The organism is Methanoregula sp. (genome assembly GCF_049510175.1).
Classification (GTDB): domain Archaea; phylum Halobacteriota; class Methanomicrobia; order Methanomicrobiales; family Methanospirillaceae; genus Methanoregula.
Genome location: NZ_JBEKZF010000002.1, coordinates 151,427 through 167,803 on the forward strand (window position 1 = coordinate 151,427; position 16,377 = coordinate 167,803).

Annotated in this window: 18 protein-coding genes and 1 tRNA gene; 10 read left to right on the top strand and 9 right to left on the bottom strand. The window is 57.3% G+C overall.

Annotated elements, in window-relative coordinates:
* Genes ABSG49_RS03825 through pheT form a run of 3 tightly spaced genes read left to right on the top strand, consistent with a single transcriptional unit; the run spans position 1 to position 4,329 of the window.
* Positions 1-1,257: a tryptophan--tRNA ligase gene (locus ABSG49_RS03825; RefSeq protein WP_424024779.1), complete on the top strand. Its 1,257-nt coding sequence runs from the start codon at positions 1-3 to the stop codon at positions 1,255-1,257.
* Between the two features lies 1 nt (position 1,258).
* The gene (gene pheS / locus ABSG49_RS03830; RefSeq protein ID WP_424024780.1) at positions 1,259-2,701 is read left to right on the top strand and encodes a phenylalanine--tRNA ligase subunit alpha; all 1,443 of its coding nucleotides are present in this window, start codon (positions 1,259-1,261) and stop codon (positions 2,699-2,701) included.
* Positions 2,701-4,329: a phenylalanine--tRNA ligase subunit beta gene (gene pheT, locus ABSG49_RS03835; protein WP_424024781.1), complete on the top strand. Its 1,629-nt coding sequence runs from the start codon at positions 2,701-2,703 to the stop codon at positions 4,327-4,329. Before pheS ends, pheT begins: the two co-directional genes overlap by 1 nt.
* Here pheT and hisF read toward each other — a convergent pair.
* Positions 4,298-5,104 (bottom strand): imidazole glycerol phosphate synthase subunit HisF, encoded by an 807-nt coding sequence (gene hisF / locus ABSG49_RS03840; RefSeq protein WP_424024782.1) that lies wholly within the window; start codon positions 5,102-5,104, stop codon positions 4,298-4,300. The genes pheT and hisF overlap by 32 nt on opposite strands.
* Before the next feature lie 146 nt (positions 5,105-5,250).
* Between hisF and ABSG49_RS03845 the strand changes: the two genes are divergently transcribed.
* Positions 5,251-6,477 carry an adenosylhomocysteinase gene (locus ABSG49_RS03845; protein WP_424024783.1) on the top strand — a complete coding sequence of 409 codons (1,227 nt, stop codon included), beginning with the start codon at positions 5,251-5,253 and terminating at the stop codon, positions 6,475-6,477.
* A gap of 25 nt (positions 6,478-6,502) precedes the next feature.
* Here the strand turns inward: ABSG49_RS03845 and ABSG49_RS03850 are convergent, their stop codons facing one another.
* The gene (locus ABSG49_RS03850; RefSeq protein ID WP_424024784.1) at positions 6,503-7,351 is read right to left on the bottom strand and encodes a DNA-3-methyladenine glycosylase family protein; all 849 of its coding nucleotides are present in this window, start codon (positions 7,349-7,351) and stop codon (positions 6,503-6,505) included.
* A 173-nt stretch (positions 7,352-7,524) separates the two neighbouring features.
* Here ABSG49_RS03850 and ABSG49_RS03855 point away from each other — a divergent pair, with 173 nt between their 5' ends.
* From ABSG49_RS03855 to ABSG49_RS03865, 3 genes are all read left to right on the top strand, one after another.
* Positions 7,525-7,854: a hypothetical protein gene (locus tag ABSG49_RS03855; RefSeq protein WP_424024785.1), complete on the top strand. Its 330-nt coding sequence runs from the start codon at positions 7,525-7,527 to the stop codon at positions 7,852-7,854.
* 91 nt (positions 7,855-7,945) lie between these two features.
* The gene (locus tag ABSG49_RS03860; protein ID WP_424024786.1) at positions 7,946-8,380 is read left to right on the top strand and encodes a hypothetical protein; all 435 of its coding nucleotides are present in this window, start codon (positions 7,946-7,948) and stop codon (positions 8,378-8,380) included.
* Between the two features lie 22 nt (positions 8,381-8,402).
* Positions 8,403-8,531 (top strand): hypothetical protein, encoded by a 129-nt coding sequence (locus ABSG49_RS03865; RefSeq protein WP_424024787.1) that lies wholly within the window; start codon positions 8,403-8,405, stop codon positions 8,529-8,531.
* Positions 8,532-8,539: 8 nt separating this feature from the next.
* Here the strand turns inward: ABSG49_RS03865 and nifB are convergent, their stop codons facing one another.
* Entirely contained in the window at positions 8,540-9,433 is an 894-nt protein-coding gene (nifB, locus tag ABSG49_RS03870; RefSeq protein WP_424024788.1) for a nitrogenase cofactor biosynthesis protein NifB, read from the bottom strand.
* A 176-nt stretch (positions 9,434-9,609) separates the two neighbouring features.
* On the opposite strand from nifB, the gene ABSG49_RS03875 reads away from it, so the two are divergent.
* A complete protein-coding gene (locus ABSG49_RS03875) occupies positions 9,610-10,179 on the top strand; it encodes an FKBP-type peptidyl-prolyl cis-trans isomerase (protein WP_424024789.1) in 570 nt (189 codons plus the stop codon).
* A 22-nt stretch (positions 10,180-10,201) separates the two neighbouring features.
* Here the strand turns inward: ABSG49_RS03875 and ABSG49_RS03880 are convergent.
* The 6 genes from ABSG49_RS03880 to ABSG49_RS03905 all read right to left on the bottom strand — a co-directional run bounded on the left by ABSG49_RS03880 (position 10,202) and on the right by ABSG49_RS03905 (position 14,180).
* Positions 10,202-10,275 (bottom strand) — tRNA-Val (locus tag ABSG49_RS03880).
* Positions 10,276-10,394: 119 nt separating this feature from the next.
* Positions 10,395-11,297: a pyruvate synthase subunit PorB gene (gene porB / locus ABSG49_RS03885; protein ID WP_424024790.1), complete on the bottom strand. Its 903-nt coding sequence runs from the start codon at positions 11,295-11,297 to the stop codon at positions 10,395-10,397.
* A gap of 2 nt (positions 11,298-11,299) precedes the next feature.
* Positions 11,300-12,463, bottom strand: a complete 1,164-nt coding sequence (porA, locus tag ABSG49_RS03890) for a pyruvate ferredoxin oxidoreductase (RefSeq protein ID WP_424024791.1) — start codon at positions 12,461-12,463, stop codon at positions 11,300-11,302.
* Positions 12,464-12,724, bottom strand: a complete 261-nt coding sequence (locus ABSG49_RS03895) for a 4Fe-4S binding protein (RefSeq protein ID WP_424024792.1) — start codon at positions 12,722-12,724, stop codon at positions 12,464-12,466.
* Positions 12,724-13,266 (bottom strand): pyruvate ferredoxin oxidoreductase subunit gamma, encoded by a 543-nt coding sequence (locus ABSG49_RS03900; RefSeq protein ID WP_424024793.1) that lies wholly within the window; start codon positions 13,264-13,266, stop codon positions 12,724-12,726. Before ABSG49_RS03900 ends, ABSG49_RS03895 begins: the two co-directional genes overlap by 1 nt.
* A gap of 41 nt (positions 13,267-13,307) precedes the next feature.
* Positions 13,308-14,180 (bottom strand): methanogenesis marker 12 protein, encoded by an 873-nt coding sequence (locus ABSG49_RS03905; RefSeq protein ID WP_424024794.1) that lies wholly within the window; start codon positions 14,178-14,180, stop codon positions 13,308-13,310.
* Between the two features lie 39 nt (positions 14,181-14,219).
* Here ABSG49_RS03905 and ABSG49_RS03910 point away from each other — a divergent pair, with 39 nt between their 5' ends.
* A complete protein-coding gene (locus tag ABSG49_RS03910; protein ID WP_424024795.1) occupies positions 14,220-15,155 on the top strand; it encodes an NAD-dependent epimerase/dehydratase family protein in 936 nt (311 codons plus the stop codon).
* An 8-nt stretch (positions 15,156-15,163) separates the two neighbouring features.
* On the top strand, positions 15,164-16,315 hold the full coding sequence (locus tag ABSG49_RS03915; protein ID WP_424024796.1) for a cofactor-independent phosphoglycerate mutase: 1,152 nt from the start codon (positions 15,164-15,166) through the stop codon (positions 16,313-16,315).
* Positions 16,316-16,377 lie beyond the last annotated feature (62 nt).

Consider the following 16,377-nt stretch of genomic DNA (forward strand, 5'->3'; position numbering starts at 1 on the left):
ATGCAGGAACCTCAGATCAACCCTTGGTCAAGCACGCCGTCCCTCGATATCGGGAAGACCTTTGCCGAGTTCGGCATCGACCCCATTGCCCCGGTCATGGCAGAACTCCCGGAGATCCCCTACTTCATGCGACGGGGCATCGTAGTCGGGCACCGGGACTACCGTCCCATCGCCCAGGCAATAAGGAACAGGACACCCTTTCATATCCTGACCGGGTTCATGCCGAGCGGCCACCCGCACCTCGGCCACCTGATGGTGATGAAGGAGGTGGTCTGGCACGTGCAGCAGGGTGGCAACGGCTACATCACCATCGCCGACCGCGAGGCCCATGCGGTCCGCGGCCTATCGTGGGAGAAGTGCAACGAATACGGGAAGGAGTACCTTGCCTGCCTCTATGCCCTCGGGTTTGAAGGTGAGACTTTCTTCCAGAGCAAAAACAATCGGCTCAAGGACCTAGCTTTCGAGGCAGCGACCAAGGTCAATTTCTCGGAACTGACCGCCATCTACGGCTTTGGTCCCGATACCGACCTCGCTCACGCGGACGCCGTGATCACGCAGGTCGCCGATATCCTTTATCCCCAGATCGACCGGGAACCTGCCCCAACGGTGGTGCCGGTCGGGGTTGACCAGGACCCGCACATCCGGCTCACCCGCGGGATCGCCCACAAGATGCGTATGTTCACGGTCGAGGAACGCGACGGTTACATCAGCGTCCGGTCGAAGAATGCCCCTGATGCGGCGATGGAAGCGGTGAAGAAGGCGTTCCCGCACGCGAAGAAATACGAAGGGCACGTCGACATTAAAGGCGTGCAGTGTGCAGACGTGAAAGGGAAAGTCCGCGAGATCGAACGGGCGCATGGCGGGTTTGCATTCTTCACCCCCTCGTCCACTTACCATATCTTCATGCCCGGGCTGACTGGCGGGAAGATGTCCTCGAGCATCCCGGAGAGCATCATCTCCTTCTATGAGTCCGAGGCTGTGGTGAGAAAGAAGGTGATGAGCGGGATCACCGGCGGGAGAATGACCCTTGAGGAGCAGAAACGCCTCGGCGGCGAGCCGGACAAGTGCTCGCTCTACCTGCTCAACCTCTTCCACATGGTGACAGACGATGCGGAACTTGCGGAGATCCGGAGAAAATGCACGGCGGGGGAGATCACATGCGGCCAGTGCAAGAAGGAGACCGCTGAGCGGGTAGTTGCATTCCTGCACGATTTCAGGGAGAAGATGAACGCGGCAGCAGACAGGATCAAGGTGTGACATGGCGGAACTGACGCAGAACGAGAAACGGTTGCTGGCAACGCTCGAGAAGGAACACAAGGCAGATGCGGAGCACCTCGCCTCCGTCATGGGTGCGACCCCGGAAGCGGTCGTGCAGTGGGCACACCTAGCCGGGGACAAGGGACTTGCTGGCGTTGAACGCATTGTGGTAAAGGAGTTCGTGTATACGGATGAAGGAAAAACCTACGCGAAAAACGGCCTCCCTGAGACCCAGCTCCTCCGTTTCCTCCTGCCGGGAACGCAGCTTGCCGATCTCCAGAAACATGAGGCGTTCAGGATCGGCTTTGGCCAGCTGCGCAAGAAGGGGCTCGTGAAGGTTGAGGGAACCTCTGTGGCAAAAACACCGGGCGCCTCAACCGATGCGGATGAAGCCGCCCTCAAAAAACCGTCTTCCGCTGACCCGAAGACAAAGGAACTGATCAAACGCGGGATCCTGCGGGAATCCGAATCGGTGAAGTATGTTATTTCGGCAACCCCGGCAGGGCTCTCACTTGCGGGACAGGGCCTTGACCTGCGGGAAGAGACCGGCACGCTGACCCGCGACCAGATCCTCTCCGGTGCATGGAAGACTGCAAACCTGCGGAAGTATGATGTCTCCAAGCTCCCGAAGAAGGCGTATCCCGGCAAGATCCACCCGTACCAGCGGATCATCGATGAGATGCGGGAGATCCTTCTCGACATGGGGTTCACCGAACTTTACGGCAGCATCGTCCAACAGGCCTACTGGAACTTCGATGCCCTCTTCCAGCCGCAGGACCACCCGGCCCGCGAGATGCAGGACACCTTTTACCTCGGCGAGACACTCCCCCTCCCGAAGGGGTACGAGCGCGTGAAGGCGATGCACGAGTCCGGCGGGGAGACATCCTCGACCGGCTGGGGCGGCACATGGAAGGAGGCGAAGGCCGAGCAGTGTGTCCTGCGCACACACACGACAAGCCTCTCCATCCAGTATCTCGCAGCGAACCCGAACCCTCCTGTCAAGGCCTTCTGCATCGGCAGGGTCTACCGGCGCGAGACGATCGACACGACCCACCTTGCAGAGTTTGAGCAGCTCGAGGGGATCGTGATGGACGAGGATGTCCACTTCGGCAACCTGCTCGGGATCCTCCGCGAGTTCTACCACCGCATGGGCTTTGAGGGCGTACGGTTCAAGCCGTCCTATTACCCCTACACCGAGCCCAGCCTCGATGCCGAAGTGTATGTCGAAGGCATCGGCTGGATCGAGATGGGCGGTGCGGGTGTCTTCCGCGAGGAGGTCACCGCACCCTTCGGCATCCAGTACCCGGTCCTCGCGTGGGGACTTGGCGTGAGCCGGATTGCAATGCTCCGGCTGGGCCTGAAAGATCTGCGGCACCTTCACCGCAGCGATGTCGCGTTCCTGCGGGAAACCCCGGCGTACCGTAAGATCCAGGGAGGTGCCTGATGGCGGTCATCTCGCTTCCCTACCGGTACCTCGAGCGCCTGACCCGGACAGACCGGAAGGCAATCCTTGATAAGATCGCCCTCATCGGCTCCGATATCGAGCGGACCGAGGAGGACCACGCAGACGTGGAGTTCTTCCCGGACCGGCCCGACCTCTTCTCACCCGAGGGCGTGGCTCGGGCGATGCGTGGATTCCTTGGTATCGAGACCGGGCTTCCGGTGTACCCGGTCAAGCCGTCAGGGATCAGATTCACCGTCGACCCCGCCCTTGCCGATATCCGGCCGGTTCTCGGGGCAGCGGTGATCCGCGGGGTATCGTTCGATGACGAGTCGATCCAGAGCATCATGTCCCTGCAGGAGTCCCTGCACTGGGCGGTCGGCCGGGGCAGGAGCAAGGTGGCGATCGGTATCCATGATCTCGACACGGTCAACCCCCCGTTCCACTACATCGCCTCGCGTCGCAGCCGGGGATTCATCCCCCTCGACTTCACCGAGAAGATGACGATGGATGAGATCCTCGAGAAGCACCCGAAGGGGAGGGATTACGCGAAGATTGTAAAAGACTTCCCTCTCTTCCCGCTCATCGTGGACGACGATGACCACGTCCTCTCGTTCCCCCCGATCATCAACGGAGAACGGACGCGGGTGACGATCGATACGAAGAACATCCTCCTCGATACGACCGGCACCGACCGGAAGGCCGTGGGTGTAGCCGTGAACATCATCTGCACGGCGATGGCGGAAGCCGGGGCGACTATCGAAAGCGTGGAGATCAACGGCTCCCAGACCCCCACGCTGGCACCTGCCGAGCGGGTCGTCAGCGTCAAGGAATGCTCCCGGCTGCTGGGCATTGACCTCACCGCGCAGTCGATGGCAACGCTCCTCGAAAAGATGCGGTTCGGTGCGCGGCCGGAGGGTGCCGAAAAGGTCAGGGTGCAGGTCCCGTGCTACCGTGCCGATATCATGCACGACTGGGACATCTTTGAGGATGTCGCGATTGCGTACGGGTACGAGAACCTCCAGGCCCTGCCCCCGTCGACCTTCACGGTCGGGAAGCCTCATCCGGTGCAGAGTTTTGCGATGATCGCACGGGAGTGCTTCTGTGGTCTCGGCTACCTCGAAGTGATGCCGTTCACGCTGACAAACGAGGACGTGCTCTACAAGAAGATGCAGCGTGAGGAGAAGAAGGGCGTCCTCCACGTCCTCCACCCGATCAGTATTGAAAATACCGTGGTCAGGACCGAGCTCCTCCCCCTGCTCCTCGAATTTCTCACCCTGAACCGGCACCGCGAACTCCCCCAGCGCCTATTTTCTGTCGGCGACGTGGTCGAGAGCTGCGTCACCCACCAGCAGGCAGCCGGTGTCAGCACGCACCCGGATGCAGATTTCTCAGAGGCGTATGCCTGTGCCGATGCAATGCTGCACGAGCTGTCCATTGCCTGTACCGTGAAGGAATCCGAAGATCCCGCATTTATCGAAGGCAGGCGGGCGGATATTCTTGTCGGCAATAAAAAAGTCGGGGTCTTTGGCGAGATCCATCCTGCCGTGCTGAACGCGTTTGAGCTCGAGCACCCCGTGGTTGCGTTTGAGCTCGACCTCAGAGCCGTACCGGGATATCCCGTCCTCTGAGGTACTCTTTTACCTCCTTTACCGTGAACTCGCCGTAGTGGAAGACGCTTGCCGCAAGGCAGGCATCTGCCTTTCCCCGGGTGAAGCCTTCGTAGAAATGTTCGAGGGTCCCGACGCCCCCGCTTGCGATGACCGGGATCCCTGCGGCATCAGAGATAGCTGAGGTGATCGCGATGTCAAACCCGTTCTTGGTCCCGTCGGTCTCCATGCTGGTGAGCAGGATCTCCCCGGCCCCCCGCTCCTCTGCTTCCTGTGCCCATGCGACTGCATCGATGCCGGTCGGTTTGCTCCCTCCATAGATGACGACCTCGTACCAGCACGTCCTCCCGTCGTCAAGATGAACGGGGATGGCCTTCTCATTGGGGAAAAAATTCCGGCGCACGTCCATTGCGACCACGATGCACTGCGTGCCGAACGCCCCGGCCCCGCGGGTGATCAGGGCGGGGTCATGGACTGCACTCGTGTTGACGCTCACCTTGTCCGCGCCGGCACGGAGGATCTGCTGGATATCATCAAGGGACCGGAGTCCTCCGCCGACCGTGAGTGGAAGGAAGAGCTGGTCAGCGGCCCGCTTGATCAGTTCCACGATAATGCCCCGCTTCTCCTTGGAAGCAGTGATATCGAGAAACACCACCTCGTCTGCGCCCTGCTCGTTGTACCGCTCGGCAAGTTCCACCGGGTCCCCGGCATCGCGGAGCCCGAGGAAGTTTGTACCCTTCACCACCCTGCCGTCCTTGAGATCGAGGCAGGGGATGATCCGTCGCGTCAGCACCATTGGATACAGCTTGGGCGGCGGATACTATTACATTTCCCATACGGCTGCCGTTCACGGAGTTTTTATGTAACTTGGCGTGCCTATTCATAGGGTAGTCAGTATCCGGGAGCGCTGGTTTCCAGTTCTCCCATGTTACGAGGATGTTCATGAGTTCAGGAAAGCTGAAGATCGAATGGGCTGCGCAGTATATGCCGGTGCTTGCTGCTATCAGGAAACAGTTTGTGAAGGAGAAACCATTTGCCGGCATGACGATTGGCATGGCCCTCCATGTTGAGGCAAAGACGGCAAACCTTGTCTCCACCCTCGCTTCCGGTGGTGCCGAAGTGCATATCACCGGGTGCAACCCGCTCTCCACGCAGGATGATGTGGCAGAGGCGCTCAACCATGTGAAGAATGTCCACTGCTATGCGAAGCGTGCCTGCACGACTGAGGAATATTACGCTGCTATCAACAGCGTCCTCGATGCAAAACCCGTCATCACCATCGACGACGGTATGGACCTCATCCACTACATCCATACCAAGCGGCGCGACCTCCTCAAAAAGGTCATCGGCGGCTGCGAGGAAACAACAACCGGTATCCACCGCCTCCGCGCCATGGCAGCGGACAAGAAGCTTGAGTTCCCGGTCATTGCGGTGAATGACACCCCCATGAAGCGGTTCTTCGACAATGTCCACGGGACCGGGGAGAGTGCCCTCACCTCAATCATGATTACGACTAATACCCTGATCGCCGGGAAATACTTCGTTGTCGCTGGTTATGGCTACTGTGGCCGCGGACTTGCAAAGAAGGCCCATGGTCTCGGAGCAAAAGTCGTTGTTACCGAGATCGACCCGAGGCGTGCCCTTGAAGCGCACATGGACGGGTTCATGGTCATGTCCATGGACGAGGCTGCTGCCATCGGCGACATCTTCGTCACCACGACCGGCAACGTGGCAGTCATTGCCGCAAAACACTTCAGGAAACTGAAAAACGGTGCGATCCTTGCAAACGCCGGCCACTTCAATGTTGAGATCGACATTGGATGGCTCCACAAGAACGCCGACAAGACCATCCAGCGCGATGGCATCGAGACGTTCATGCTCAAAGGAAAGGCAATCCATGTCCTTGCCGAGGGCCGGCTCGTCAACCTCGCGACCCCCAAGGGTATGGGACATCCGATCGAAGTGATGGACCTGAGTTTCGCCCTCCAGTCGCTCTGCGCCCTCCACATCGCGAAGAACGGCAAAAAGATGAAGGGCGGCGTGTATGAGGTCCCGCAGGAAATCGACATTCAGGTGGCTAACCTCAAGCTCTCCTCACTCGGTCTTTCGATTGATGCGCTCAGTCTGGAGCAGAAGAAATACAGATGCAGCTGGGATATCGGGACATAAAAACTCCCGGCGCGCCCTCTCTTTTTTATCCTTCTCTCGCCGCGTACAGGTATTCCTGTGCATAGCCGCAATATTCCCCAAAGTGCTTCAGGGCGAACCGGCGGATTGCATCGTATTCCTTTCCAGTAAGGGGTGTCCCTGTGCTGAGTTCCGGTAGGTAGTGCTGTTGCATGATGCGCCGTATCCATACGTCCACCGGGAAGGCCTCGTACTTCTGGAATGCGAAGAGGAGGATGCAGTCAGCAGCCTTGGGGCCGATACCCGGGAGTTCCATGAGTTCCCGTCTTGCTTCGTTATATGGCAGGGCCTTCATGGTGTCTTCCCAGACCTCCTGATCAGGTATGGCACACGCGGTCCTGAATACATAAGGCTCACGGTATCCCAGCTTGCAGCAGGCGAGGGCGTCCTGGCCTTCGCATGAGATCGAATCCGGGTTCGGAAACGAGTGAAACACCCTGCCTTTAAATGTGATCTTATGGCCAAACCGCTCTGCGACCGCGGCGATCCTGCGACGGATCGTCGGAATGTTGGAGTTGGTTGCGATGGTATAGGAAACGAGGCACTCCCATTTCGGCTGACGGATCAGCCGGAGCCCATGGCAGTTCCCGATCGCCGCGTGGATGAAGGGGTTGCAGTCAATGGAAGAGAGGACCGGCCCGAGATCTATGTCAAGGGAAAAATATTCCCGGATGAATTGTTTCGGAGCGCCTTCAAATGTGAGTTCCCGTCCCTCCTGTTGTATTCGGATCACGTGACTGCCCACGACACCCCACCATGTGCCATCGGGAGTCTGGTCCCATCGGAATACCTGTCCGCATCCGAGCGTCTGGTCCAGTGAGAACGGCTGGTCCGGAGGAAGAGTAATGACTGGCATAGGATGACACCCGGCTGAAGCAGCGCGTATATTCAGTTAGGATTCAAGCGTGTTTTAACTCACCGGTACTGGCATAAGAAAAAGAGTGACAGACCGCGGTAATAAAAAAACCGTTCGATTACTTTCGCTTCGGAACGAATAGCATTTTAATATATAAATCAATAGTTCTTGTCATGGAATTAACAGAAACCCTCAAAACATTCATCGAAGAAGGGCAGGACTGGGAACGCAAACATACGTCAGTAAAGGGCGTCTCCATTATCCGGCTCCCTGCGACAAAGAACCGTGCCGCATCCCTTGCCATCGATATCAACCCTATTGGGGCCAACGGACTTCCGATGAAGAAGAAAGGTATCATGATCATGAACTCTGCCGAGATTGCCGCGTTCCGGGCTACGTTCAACAACGAAAAAGTCGACAGCCTTGTTGCTGCGCTTGAAGAGGTTCTTCCGGAACGGAAAGCCGCGGGGAAACCGGCAAAGGCGGATGTCCTGCAGATCTGACCGGGATCGTTCCGGAACCCGCTACTGCAACGGAGTGATGCCTATCAGGAAATGGATAACGTCATTTCTGGTCTTCCTCATCTTGGCAGTCATGGCATCGGGATGTCTCGGTGCCAGGACACCTGTGACTGGCAGTCCTATTCCCCCTGTGGTGTTGCTTGACTATCACCGTACCGGAGGCATTGCGGGAGTCGATGATCGCCTTGTTATTTTTGATAATGGGGCAGCAGTGATCTCTACGAGGGCGGTCAACCGTGAGATGCTGGTCAACCAGACCGAGCTCGCCAGGATAAACCGGCTGTTCGAACAGGCAGAATTTGATACGCTGCAGGGGAATTACACCTCCCGTCATGGCGGCGCGGATTTCATGCGTTACAGCATCACGTACCATACCAAGAGCGTGATAACCGAGGATACTGCTGTCCCGACAGAACTTCAGCCGGTTATCAACGAGATGAACGCGATCATCAGCACTGGTCGTTCCCAGGAATTGGCGACGGGATCGCTTGCTGGTATCAGGATCTGATATTTTTTTGACTCCGGCCCCTATGACGTTCCTGAGCGGCACGTTCTGCGTGGATGCATGCACTGCCCGTCCGGGTGCGGGCAACCTTACGGGCATCTGCCTTATTGAACTACCAGCGGATGCCGTAGGGAAGGGATCGCTGCCGATCTGAAAAAGGGGTTACTTGTTCTCGTACATGCACGACTGGACATCGTGGCCGAGCTTGCCGATCGCATCGGCACGGCAGCGCTGGCAGTGCCGCATCTGCTTGACGTATTTCCCGCACTCGTCCTGCATCTTCCGTTTCATTTCCGGAGTTGGCGGGGTGATATTCGCAAACTTGTACTGGGCGATGAGCGGGATCAGGTTGAACGTATAGACCCCCATCTCGCCGACTTTCTTTGCGATCGCGGGGATATGGTCCTCGTTGATCCCGGGGATGTAGACGGTGTTGATCTTGACAATCATATTGCGCTTGACCGCTTCCTCGATGCCTTTCATCTGCTGCGAGAGGAGGAGTGTTGCACCTTCAATCCCTTCGTATCGCTTGCCCTTGTAGTCGACGAACTGGTAGATCTTCGCGCCGATTGCCGGGTCTATCGCATTGAGCGTCACCGTGATATTGCCGACATCATATTTTTGTAAAAGATCGATCTTGTCGGGAAGCAGGAGACCGTTGGTGCTGATGCACTTGATGACATTCGGGTACTGTTCGTGGAGCCGGCGGAGCGTCTCAAAGGTCTCCTCGTTTGCGAGCGGGTCCCCGGGCCCTGCAATACCAACGACCTTGATGTAGTTGTACTTGTCCACCACTTTTTTGACCATGTCCATCGCCTCGTCGGGGTTGAGAATCCGTGTCGTAACCCCGGGCCGGCTCTCGTTGACGCAGTCAAAGTCCCGGATGCAGTAGTTGCACTGGATGTTGCACTTTGGCGCGACCGGGATATGGCACCTCCCGAAATTATGGCAGGCCTTTTCTGAAAAACAGGGATGCTCCTGGATTTTGCGCATCTGCGCAGGATCCCACTGGACCTTCCTTCCCTGCACGTCTGCGACTCTCACTTCATCAGGCATAATGAACACCACTACATTCGTTCTTGGGGTATAAATACCGTGCAATCGTGATAGTAGCGGTCTCCCTACTTCCCTAAAGAATTGTGTTCATCCCGCTCCTTTCGAGAATGCAGCCGGGATTCAGAGAGCAAAGACAATTGTATAATGGTTGTGAGATCAAGGTACAGAAGAACACTATGAAGCAATCAGAGAAGGTGAAGGGCAAAGAGGCCGTTGCTGCACGTAAAAAAAAGATGAAACAATACGCGATCGGCATCGTTGTTATATTGGTCGTTGCCACAGCGATCGCATTTTATTTTTTCAATCCGTTTTATGCAAAAACAGGTGATACTGTTGCGATTTATTATACCGGGACTCTCGATAATGGTACCGTTGTAGAATCCAACCTGGGTTCAACACCCTTTGTGTTTACGATCGGGAAGACAGCAACCATCCCCTATGGCCTGCCGGATGCTGTAATCGGCATGCAGCAGAATCAGACCAAAACAGTGATACTGCCCCCGGAGAAGGCCTTCGGCGTCTACCAGCCCTCGCTTGTTCAGACCGTCAGCCTATCTTCGCTGCCGCCGAATACAACGTTTGTTGTGGGACAGCCTTACCAGATAATACGAAAGTCCGATAATGCGGTAGCGCATGTAAAAATCATCAATATCACACCCACCACCGTCACGTGGGATGGGAATTCTGACCTGGCAGGCCAGAACCTGACCCTGAAGATCACGCTGGTCGAGATCACCAAAAATTAACATTTTTTAATTGATAAGAAGATGGGCCCGGCCGGATTCGAACCGGCGACCTCCGCCGTGTAAGGGCGACGTCATAACCGACTAGACCACGAGCCCGGTAACTTACTAATGTCGACCTTGGGATTAATAACATTGCTGATTTCCGGCCCTTTTTTTATTAAGGCCACTATCGCTGGATGAGAACCTAAAAAAAGAAAAATATTTCGAAAAACCTGTCACTCTTTCTTGAGCTTGATGTCGAGACCATATTTTTCTGCATTCCGGTCAGCGATTGCCTGGATAGCGGCAATCTCGGCGTCCTGCTGCTTTGGCTTGAAGAGGTGGCGGAACCGCTTCTGGGTCTTGAGGTACTCCGTGACCGGCTTCCTGACAACCTTCTTGACCTTGGTAACCTTGCCGTCGACCATCTCGAAATTCGGCCACAGGCCGGTCTCGATGGCGAGCTTTGCGATGGCGATAGTCTGGTCGCCTTCGAAGCCCCATCCCGTGCAGCACGGTGCATGGACCTGTACGTAGCACGGCCCTGGCGTGCCCATCGCCTTCTCGACTTTCTGCATGAGATCGGCCGGGTAGGCAATGGACGCGGTTGCCACATAGGGAGCCCCGTGTGCGGCAAGGATTGCCGGCATGTCCTTCTTGGGCCGCTTGTTGCCAAACGAGTGCGAACCCGCGGGGCTCGTGGTGGTGCTGGCATCGTAGGGCGTGGCACCGGACCTCTGGATGCCGGTGTTCATGTAAGCCTCGTTGTCGTAGCAGATGTACGTGAAGTCGTGGCCGCGTTCGAATGCGCCGCTGATACAGACCATCCCGATATCGAAGGTTGCCCCGTCACCGGCCATGATGACGATCTTCTCCTTGCGTCCCTGTTTTTTCAGCGCAGCCTCGATGCCCGATGCGACAGCAGAGGCGTTTTCGAAAAGCGAGTGGATCCACGGGACCTTCCACGCAGTCTCTGGATAGGGTGTGGAGAAAACTTCCATGCAACCAGTCGAAGAGACAACGATAGTCTCCGTCCCGGCAGCTTTCGTTACGAGGCGTGCAGCGAGTGCCGCTCCGCACCCTCCGCAGGCGCGGTGGCCGGAATCGAAGAGCTCGCAGGTCTTGCATTTCTCAGCCATGATCAGAGCACCTCCTTCCTCAGTCCGTAGAACTGGTCGCCCTGCCCCTTCTCTGCAAGTGCAACGATATCCTTTATGTCCTTCTTTCTCACGTCACGCCCCCCTAACCCGAGGATATAGTTCCATATGGGAACGGCGGAGCCGTAGAGGGCATCCTTCACTTCGAGGGCCGTTGCCCCTTTCGCACCGAGCGAGATGTTCTTGTCCAGTACGGCGATGCGCTGTACCTGTTGTGCTGCCTTGATGAATTTCGCTACATCTTCCGATGGGAACGGGCGGAAGACGCGGATCTTCAGGAGCCCGACTTTCTTCCCGTCGGCCCGCATCTCGTCGATCGCATCCTTGATCGTGCCGCAGAGCGAACCCATCGCAACGATGACCGTCTCGGCATCGTTTAGTTGATACCCCTCCACCATCGCACTGTAGTCCCTGCCGAAAAGTGTTGCGAACTCTTTTCCAGCTTTTGCGATGACATCCCGTGCCCCCTTGAGGGCCTTGTCGTGCTCGTACCGGAACTCAAGGTAGTATTCGGGTGTTGCATACATGCCGAAGCTGATCGGGTCGGCTGCATCAAGCCGTTCCGGTGGTGAGAACTTTGGCAGGTACCTGTCCACGTCTGCCTGCGTCAGCATGTCGACCGGCTCGTAGGTATGGGAGAGGATGAAACCGTCGAAGCAGACAAACGAGGGAAGGAGGACTTTGTAATCCTCGGAAACGCGGTACGCGATGTAGTGGAGATCCGTGGCCTCCTGGTTGTCCTCTGCATAGAACTGGAGCCATCCTGCGTCACGGAGCGAGATGGAATCCTGCATATCGTTCCAGATCGAGAGCGGGGCGCCTAGGGCACGGTTCGCGATGGACATGACGATCGGCAGGCGCATGCCGGCCGCGTTGAAGCAGACCTCGAACATGAGGGCGAGCCCCTGCGATGTCGTGGCGGAGTAGGTGCGTGAGCCTGCCGCGCTGGCACCAACACAGGCTGAGAGTGCGGAGAATTCGTTCTCGACATTGATGTATTCTGCATCGAGTGTACCGTTGGCAACAAAATCCGCCAGCGCTTCGACAATATGGGTCTGGGGGGTGATCGGGTAGGCGGAGACCACCTGCGGGCGGCAGAGCCGGACTGCCTCTGCGACCGCGTGTGATCCCTCTGTTATCTCCATCATCTACTTCTCCTCCTGTTTCATGGCAATTGCTTCCTTCGGACACTCTTCGGCACAGATCCCGCATCCCTTGCAGTAGGCATAATCAGGAATAAATGTGCCCTCCGCATCTTCGTGGATGCAGCCCTCGGGACAGAGGGTCTGGCACATCCCGCACTTCGAGCACTTCTCGTGGTCGAAGATAGGCTTAAAGACCCGCCACGAACCGGTTTTGTTGTCCCGCGACTTTCCCGGACGGGCGCGGCAGCCAACAGTAAGCGCCATTATGCTGCCCCATTGACGGTATCGAACGCGGTCTTTGCCGCAGCAATATTCTTCGTTGCCAGTTCACCCGGGAACCGGTGGTTAAGTGCGTTCTCCAGTGCTGCAAACTGGATTTCACCAGACGCTGCCGCAAACGCACCCATCAGGGTCGTGTTGGTGATCGGCAGCCCGAGTACCTTGAGAGCGATAGACGTCGCGTCAATCGTGATCAGTTTCACACCTTCCGGTATTTTATAGTCCGGCTTCTTCTCTGTGTTGACGATTACGATTCCTCCGGGTTTGACGCCCTGAAAGACGTTAACGTCCTTGATCAGCGTGCTGTCCTGAACTATGATGTAATCGGGTTCGTACACCTGGCTGCGGAGCCGGATCTTTTTGTTATCGAACCGGACAAAGGCTTGGACCGGGGCACCGCGCCGCTCGACACCGAATGCCGGGAAGGCCTGGGCGTAGACGCCGCCTTCAAACGCGGCGACGGCAATGAGTTCGGCAGCGGTGACAGACCCCTGGCCACCCCTGCCGTGGATGCGTAGTTCTCTCAAGAAAAATCCCTAATAATCTTACATGATAAATCAATATAAATCTAGAGATCCACACCGAGTCCAAGGATCTCCTGACTCCCGGAAAAAACGTCCCGCGCAATTCTTGCACAACCGCGCGAAGCGCACCATTCATCGTATACTGCCACATTTGAGCCCAGAATGGCAGTGACTTCCGGTGCAACGACAGGTGCAAGGCTGCCAGCCAGCGCCACCACAGCGCGGGGGTTCAGAAGCCTCATCGCTGCGCATTCCATGGCGGCAAACATGGCGACTGTGCGCATGCGCTCGGGTTCAGTGACGGAGAAGTTCACGCCCGCGTGCTGGAATGCCTCGTTTGCGGTGCAGATTCCTTCATCGATTTTACGGATCGCATCGACATCCAAGGCACCGTGGAGCATGCCCGGGGCAAAGATGCAGGCATCAAAAGCGCCGACCAGTTTTCCCCCGGAGATGAGCAGGGTGACGGTGTTGGAGCTGATATCGGATACGATCACATCATCCCCGAGATCATGGCAGATCTCGTAGACAATGCCAATCTTCTCGGGACTGGTCTGGTGGGAATAGGCTTTGAACCGCGGGTCGGTCGGGGATCCGCGGTGGAGCCCCGGGATCGCGATGGCGGGGATGCCGCTTGCTGCCACCTCGTCAAAGACCCGTGTCCCACCGCCGATATGCTTCCCCGCCCCCTCGCGGCTGACGAGGCCCCGGTTTTGCACTTTTCCTATGCAGGTGATTTTAGAGAAGTTGTCGCCCATCGAATAGCATACCGCGATGCCCTCAATCTCATCGACAGGACAAATGCGGGCGAGATCGGCGATACGGAAGCCCTTTGCGGCTTCCCGCGACAGCTTGAACTCGCGGGCTTCCCCGGCAAACCGCATAGCAGTCGTGCCGTGATCGATCCCTATGAACATAGCAGTAATCCTATAGCATGGGTAACATAATAGGTATTGATGTTTGATCTGGTGACAGGCGGAGCCGGGTTCATTGGCTCGCATCTTGTGGACACGCTCGTGGCGCAGGGCAACGAGGTCCTTGTGATCGACTCGCTCTGTGCCGGTAAGAGGGAGACGATTGCCCGGCATATCGATGATAACAATGTCAGGTTCGTCCAGATGGACCTGCTTGAAGATGGCTGGCAGGAACACATTGATGGTGCAGACCGGCTCTTCCACCTCGCGGCGGATCCCGATGTGCGGCAGAGCGCGGTCAACCCCGACCCGACCATGCAGAACAATATCATGGCCACGTACCGGGTGCTCGAAGCGATGCGCCTCCACGATGTTCCTGAACTGGTCTTCACCTCCACATCCACAGTTTATGGCGATGCCACCGTCATACCGACACCCGAGGACTATACCCCGCTCGAACCGATCTCGGTCTATGGTGCGAGCAAGCTCGCCTGCGAGGCGCTGATCTCCGCATACTGCCACTCGTTTGGCATGAAGGCGTGGATATTCCGGTTCGCCAATATCATCGGGTCGCGAAGCGGCCACGGTGTGATCACCGATTTCATCCGGAAGCTGGAGGAGAACCCGAAAGAGCTTGAGATCCTCGGTGATGGAAAACAGACCAAGTCCTATATCGAGGTGCATGAGTGCATCGCGGCGATGCTTTACGCGACCGGGAAGGCCAGGGGGAAGGTCAACACATTCAATATCGGTTCCGAAGACTGGATCGATGTAAAGAGCATTGCAGAGATCGTGACAGGGGAGATGCACCTGCCCGATACGAAGTTCCGGTTTACCGGTGGCGAGCGGGGCTGGGTGGGCGATGTGCCGAAGATGCAGCTCTCCATTGAGAAGATCAAGGGGCTCCGGTGGAAGCCGCAGACCGGGTCACGCGAGAGCGTCCGGATCGCGGTTAAGGACCTGCTTACTGAACGGTGAGGCTTTTCATGAAATACATTGTCGTTCTCGGTGATGGCATGGCGGACGAGCCGCTTGCGAAGCTGGGCGGGAAGACTCCCCTTGAATATGCACGAACCCCGAATATGGACCGGATGGCACGGGAGGGTGCCTGTGGGATGCTCAGGACCATCCCCGACGGTTACGAGGCCGGCAGCGATATCGCGAACATGGCGGTTCTCGGCTATGCACCGGAAAAATACTATACCGGCAGGGGCCCGCTTGAGGCGATGAGCATGGGGATCGACCTTGCCCCTGATGATGTCGCGTACCGCTGCAACCTCGTGACCGTTGAGAATCACACCATGGCGGACTTCTCAGGCGGTCACATCTCCAGTGCGGAGGGAAAGGAGCTCTTTACCTCGCTCCAGCCCGAAATCCCCGATGTTCTGGTCCGGGCGGGTGTCAGTTACCGGAACCTCCTGATCATCCATGGAGGAGAGGGGGCCACGTCCACTCCCCCGCACGACATCGTAGGGCAGGGGATCGCCCCGTACCTCCCGAAAGGCAAGGATGCGGAGCTGCTTCTGCAGTGCATGGAGAAGAGCCGCACCGTGTTCGACAATCACCCGGTGAACCGTGCCCGGGTTGCCGCAGGTAAACGCCCGGCGACCCAGATCTGGCCGTGGAGCGGGGGGTGCAAACCTGCGTTCCCGTTGTTTGAGAAGAAGTACGGGAAAAAGGGTGGGATCATCTCTGCGGTGGATCTCCTCAAAGGCATTGCCCGCTGTGCGGGGATGGAAGTTATCACGGTACCGGGTGCCACCGGCTATCTTGACACTGACTATGAAGCCAAGGGGAAGTATGCCCTTGAGGCGATCAAACATCTCGACTTTGTTTACCTCCACATCGAAGCGCCGGACGAGGCGGGGCACCTCGGGAGTATTGAGGAGAAGGTAAAAGCGATCGAGAGTGTCGACGGAGTCGTCGGCATGATCCATGACGGGTTCGACGGCGTGCTGGTGGTGCTGCCCGACCACCCGACACCGATCCGCGCCAAGACCCATACCCGCGACCCGGTGCCGTTCGTTGTCCGTGGCAAAGGAAAGGACGGGACGTCAGAGTTCTCGGAGAAGGCGGCACGGTCGGGAAGCCTGGGGATGAAAAACGCGGTCGGGTTCCTCGACTTCCTCTTTTCATGAGCAGTGCGGCATCAGATCCCATGCGTCATCATTGATCAGTGGGGGTAACTTTCATCATCTGC

What these genes read in the sequence shown, in the direction of transcription:
- ABSG49_RS03825 (WP_424024779.1), top strand. Translation starts at nt 1, where the DNA reads ATGCAGGAACCTCAGATCAACCCTTGGTCAAGCACGCCGTCCCTCGAT.
- pheS (WP_424024780.1), top strand. Translation starts at nt 1,259, where the DNA reads ATGGCGGAACTGACGCAGAACGAGAAACGGTTGCTGGCAACGCTCGAG.
- pheT (WP_424024781.1), top strand. Translation starts at nt 2,701, where the DNA reads ATGGCGGTCATCTCGCTTCCCTACCGGTACCTCGAGCGCCTGACCCGG.
- hisF (WP_424024782.1), bottom strand. Translation starts at nt 5,104, where the DNA reads ATGGTGCTGACGCGACGGATCATCCCCTGCCTCGATCTCAAGGACGGC.
- ABSG49_RS03845 (WP_424024783.1), top strand. Translation starts at nt 5,251, where the DNA reads ATGAGTTCAGGAAAGCTGAAGATCGAATGGGCTGCGCAGTATATGCCG.
- ABSG49_RS03850 (WP_424024784.1), bottom strand. Translation starts at nt 7,351, where the DNA reads ATGCCAGTCATTACTCTTCCTCCGGACCAGCCGTTCTCACTGGACCAG.
- ABSG49_RS03855 (WP_424024785.1), top strand. Translation starts at nt 7,525, where the DNA reads ATGGAATTAACAGAAACCCTCAAAACATTCATCGAAGAAGGGCAGGAC.
- ABSG49_RS03860 (WP_424024786.1), top strand. Translation starts at nt 7,946, where the DNA reads ATGGCATCGGGATGTCTCGGTGCCAGGACACCTGTGACTGGCAGTCCT.
- ABSG49_RS03865 (WP_424024787.1), top strand. Translation starts at nt 8,403, where the DNA reads ATGACGTTCCTGAGCGGCACGTTCTGCGTGGATGCATGCACTGCCCGT.
- nifB (WP_424024788.1), bottom strand. Translation starts at nt 9,433, where the DNA reads ATGCCTGATGAAGTGAGAGTCGCAGACGTGCAGGGAAGGAAGGTCCAG.
- ABSG49_RS03875 (WP_424024789.1), top strand. Translation starts at nt 9,610, where the DNA reads ATGAAGCAATCAGAGAAGGTGAAGGGCAAAGAGGCCGTTGCTGCACGT.
- porB (WP_424024790.1), bottom strand. Translation starts at nt 11,297, where the DNA reads ATGGCTGAGAAATGCAAGACCTGCGAGCTCTTCGATTCCGGCCACCGC.
- porA (WP_424024791.1), bottom strand. Translation starts at nt 12,463, where the DNA reads ATGATGGAGATAACAGAGGGATCACACGCGGTCGCAGAGGCAGTCCGG.
- ABSG49_RS03895 (WP_424024792.1), bottom strand. Translation starts at nt 12,724, where the DNA reads ATGGCGCTTACTGTTGGCTGCCGCGCCCGTCCGGGAAAGTCGCGGGAC.
- ABSG49_RS03905 (WP_424024794.1), bottom strand. Translation starts at nt 14,180, where the DNA reads ATGTTCATAGGGATCGATCACGGCACGACTGCTATGCGGTTTGCCGGG.
- ABSG49_RS03910 (WP_424024795.1), top strand. Translation starts at nt 14,220, where the DNA reads ATGTTTGATCTGGTGACAGGCGGAGCCGGGTTCATTGGCTCGCATCTT.
- ABSG49_RS03915 (WP_424024796.1), top strand. Translation starts at nt 15,164, where the DNA reads ATGAAATACATTGTCGTTCTCGGTGATGGCATGGCGGACGAGCCGCTT.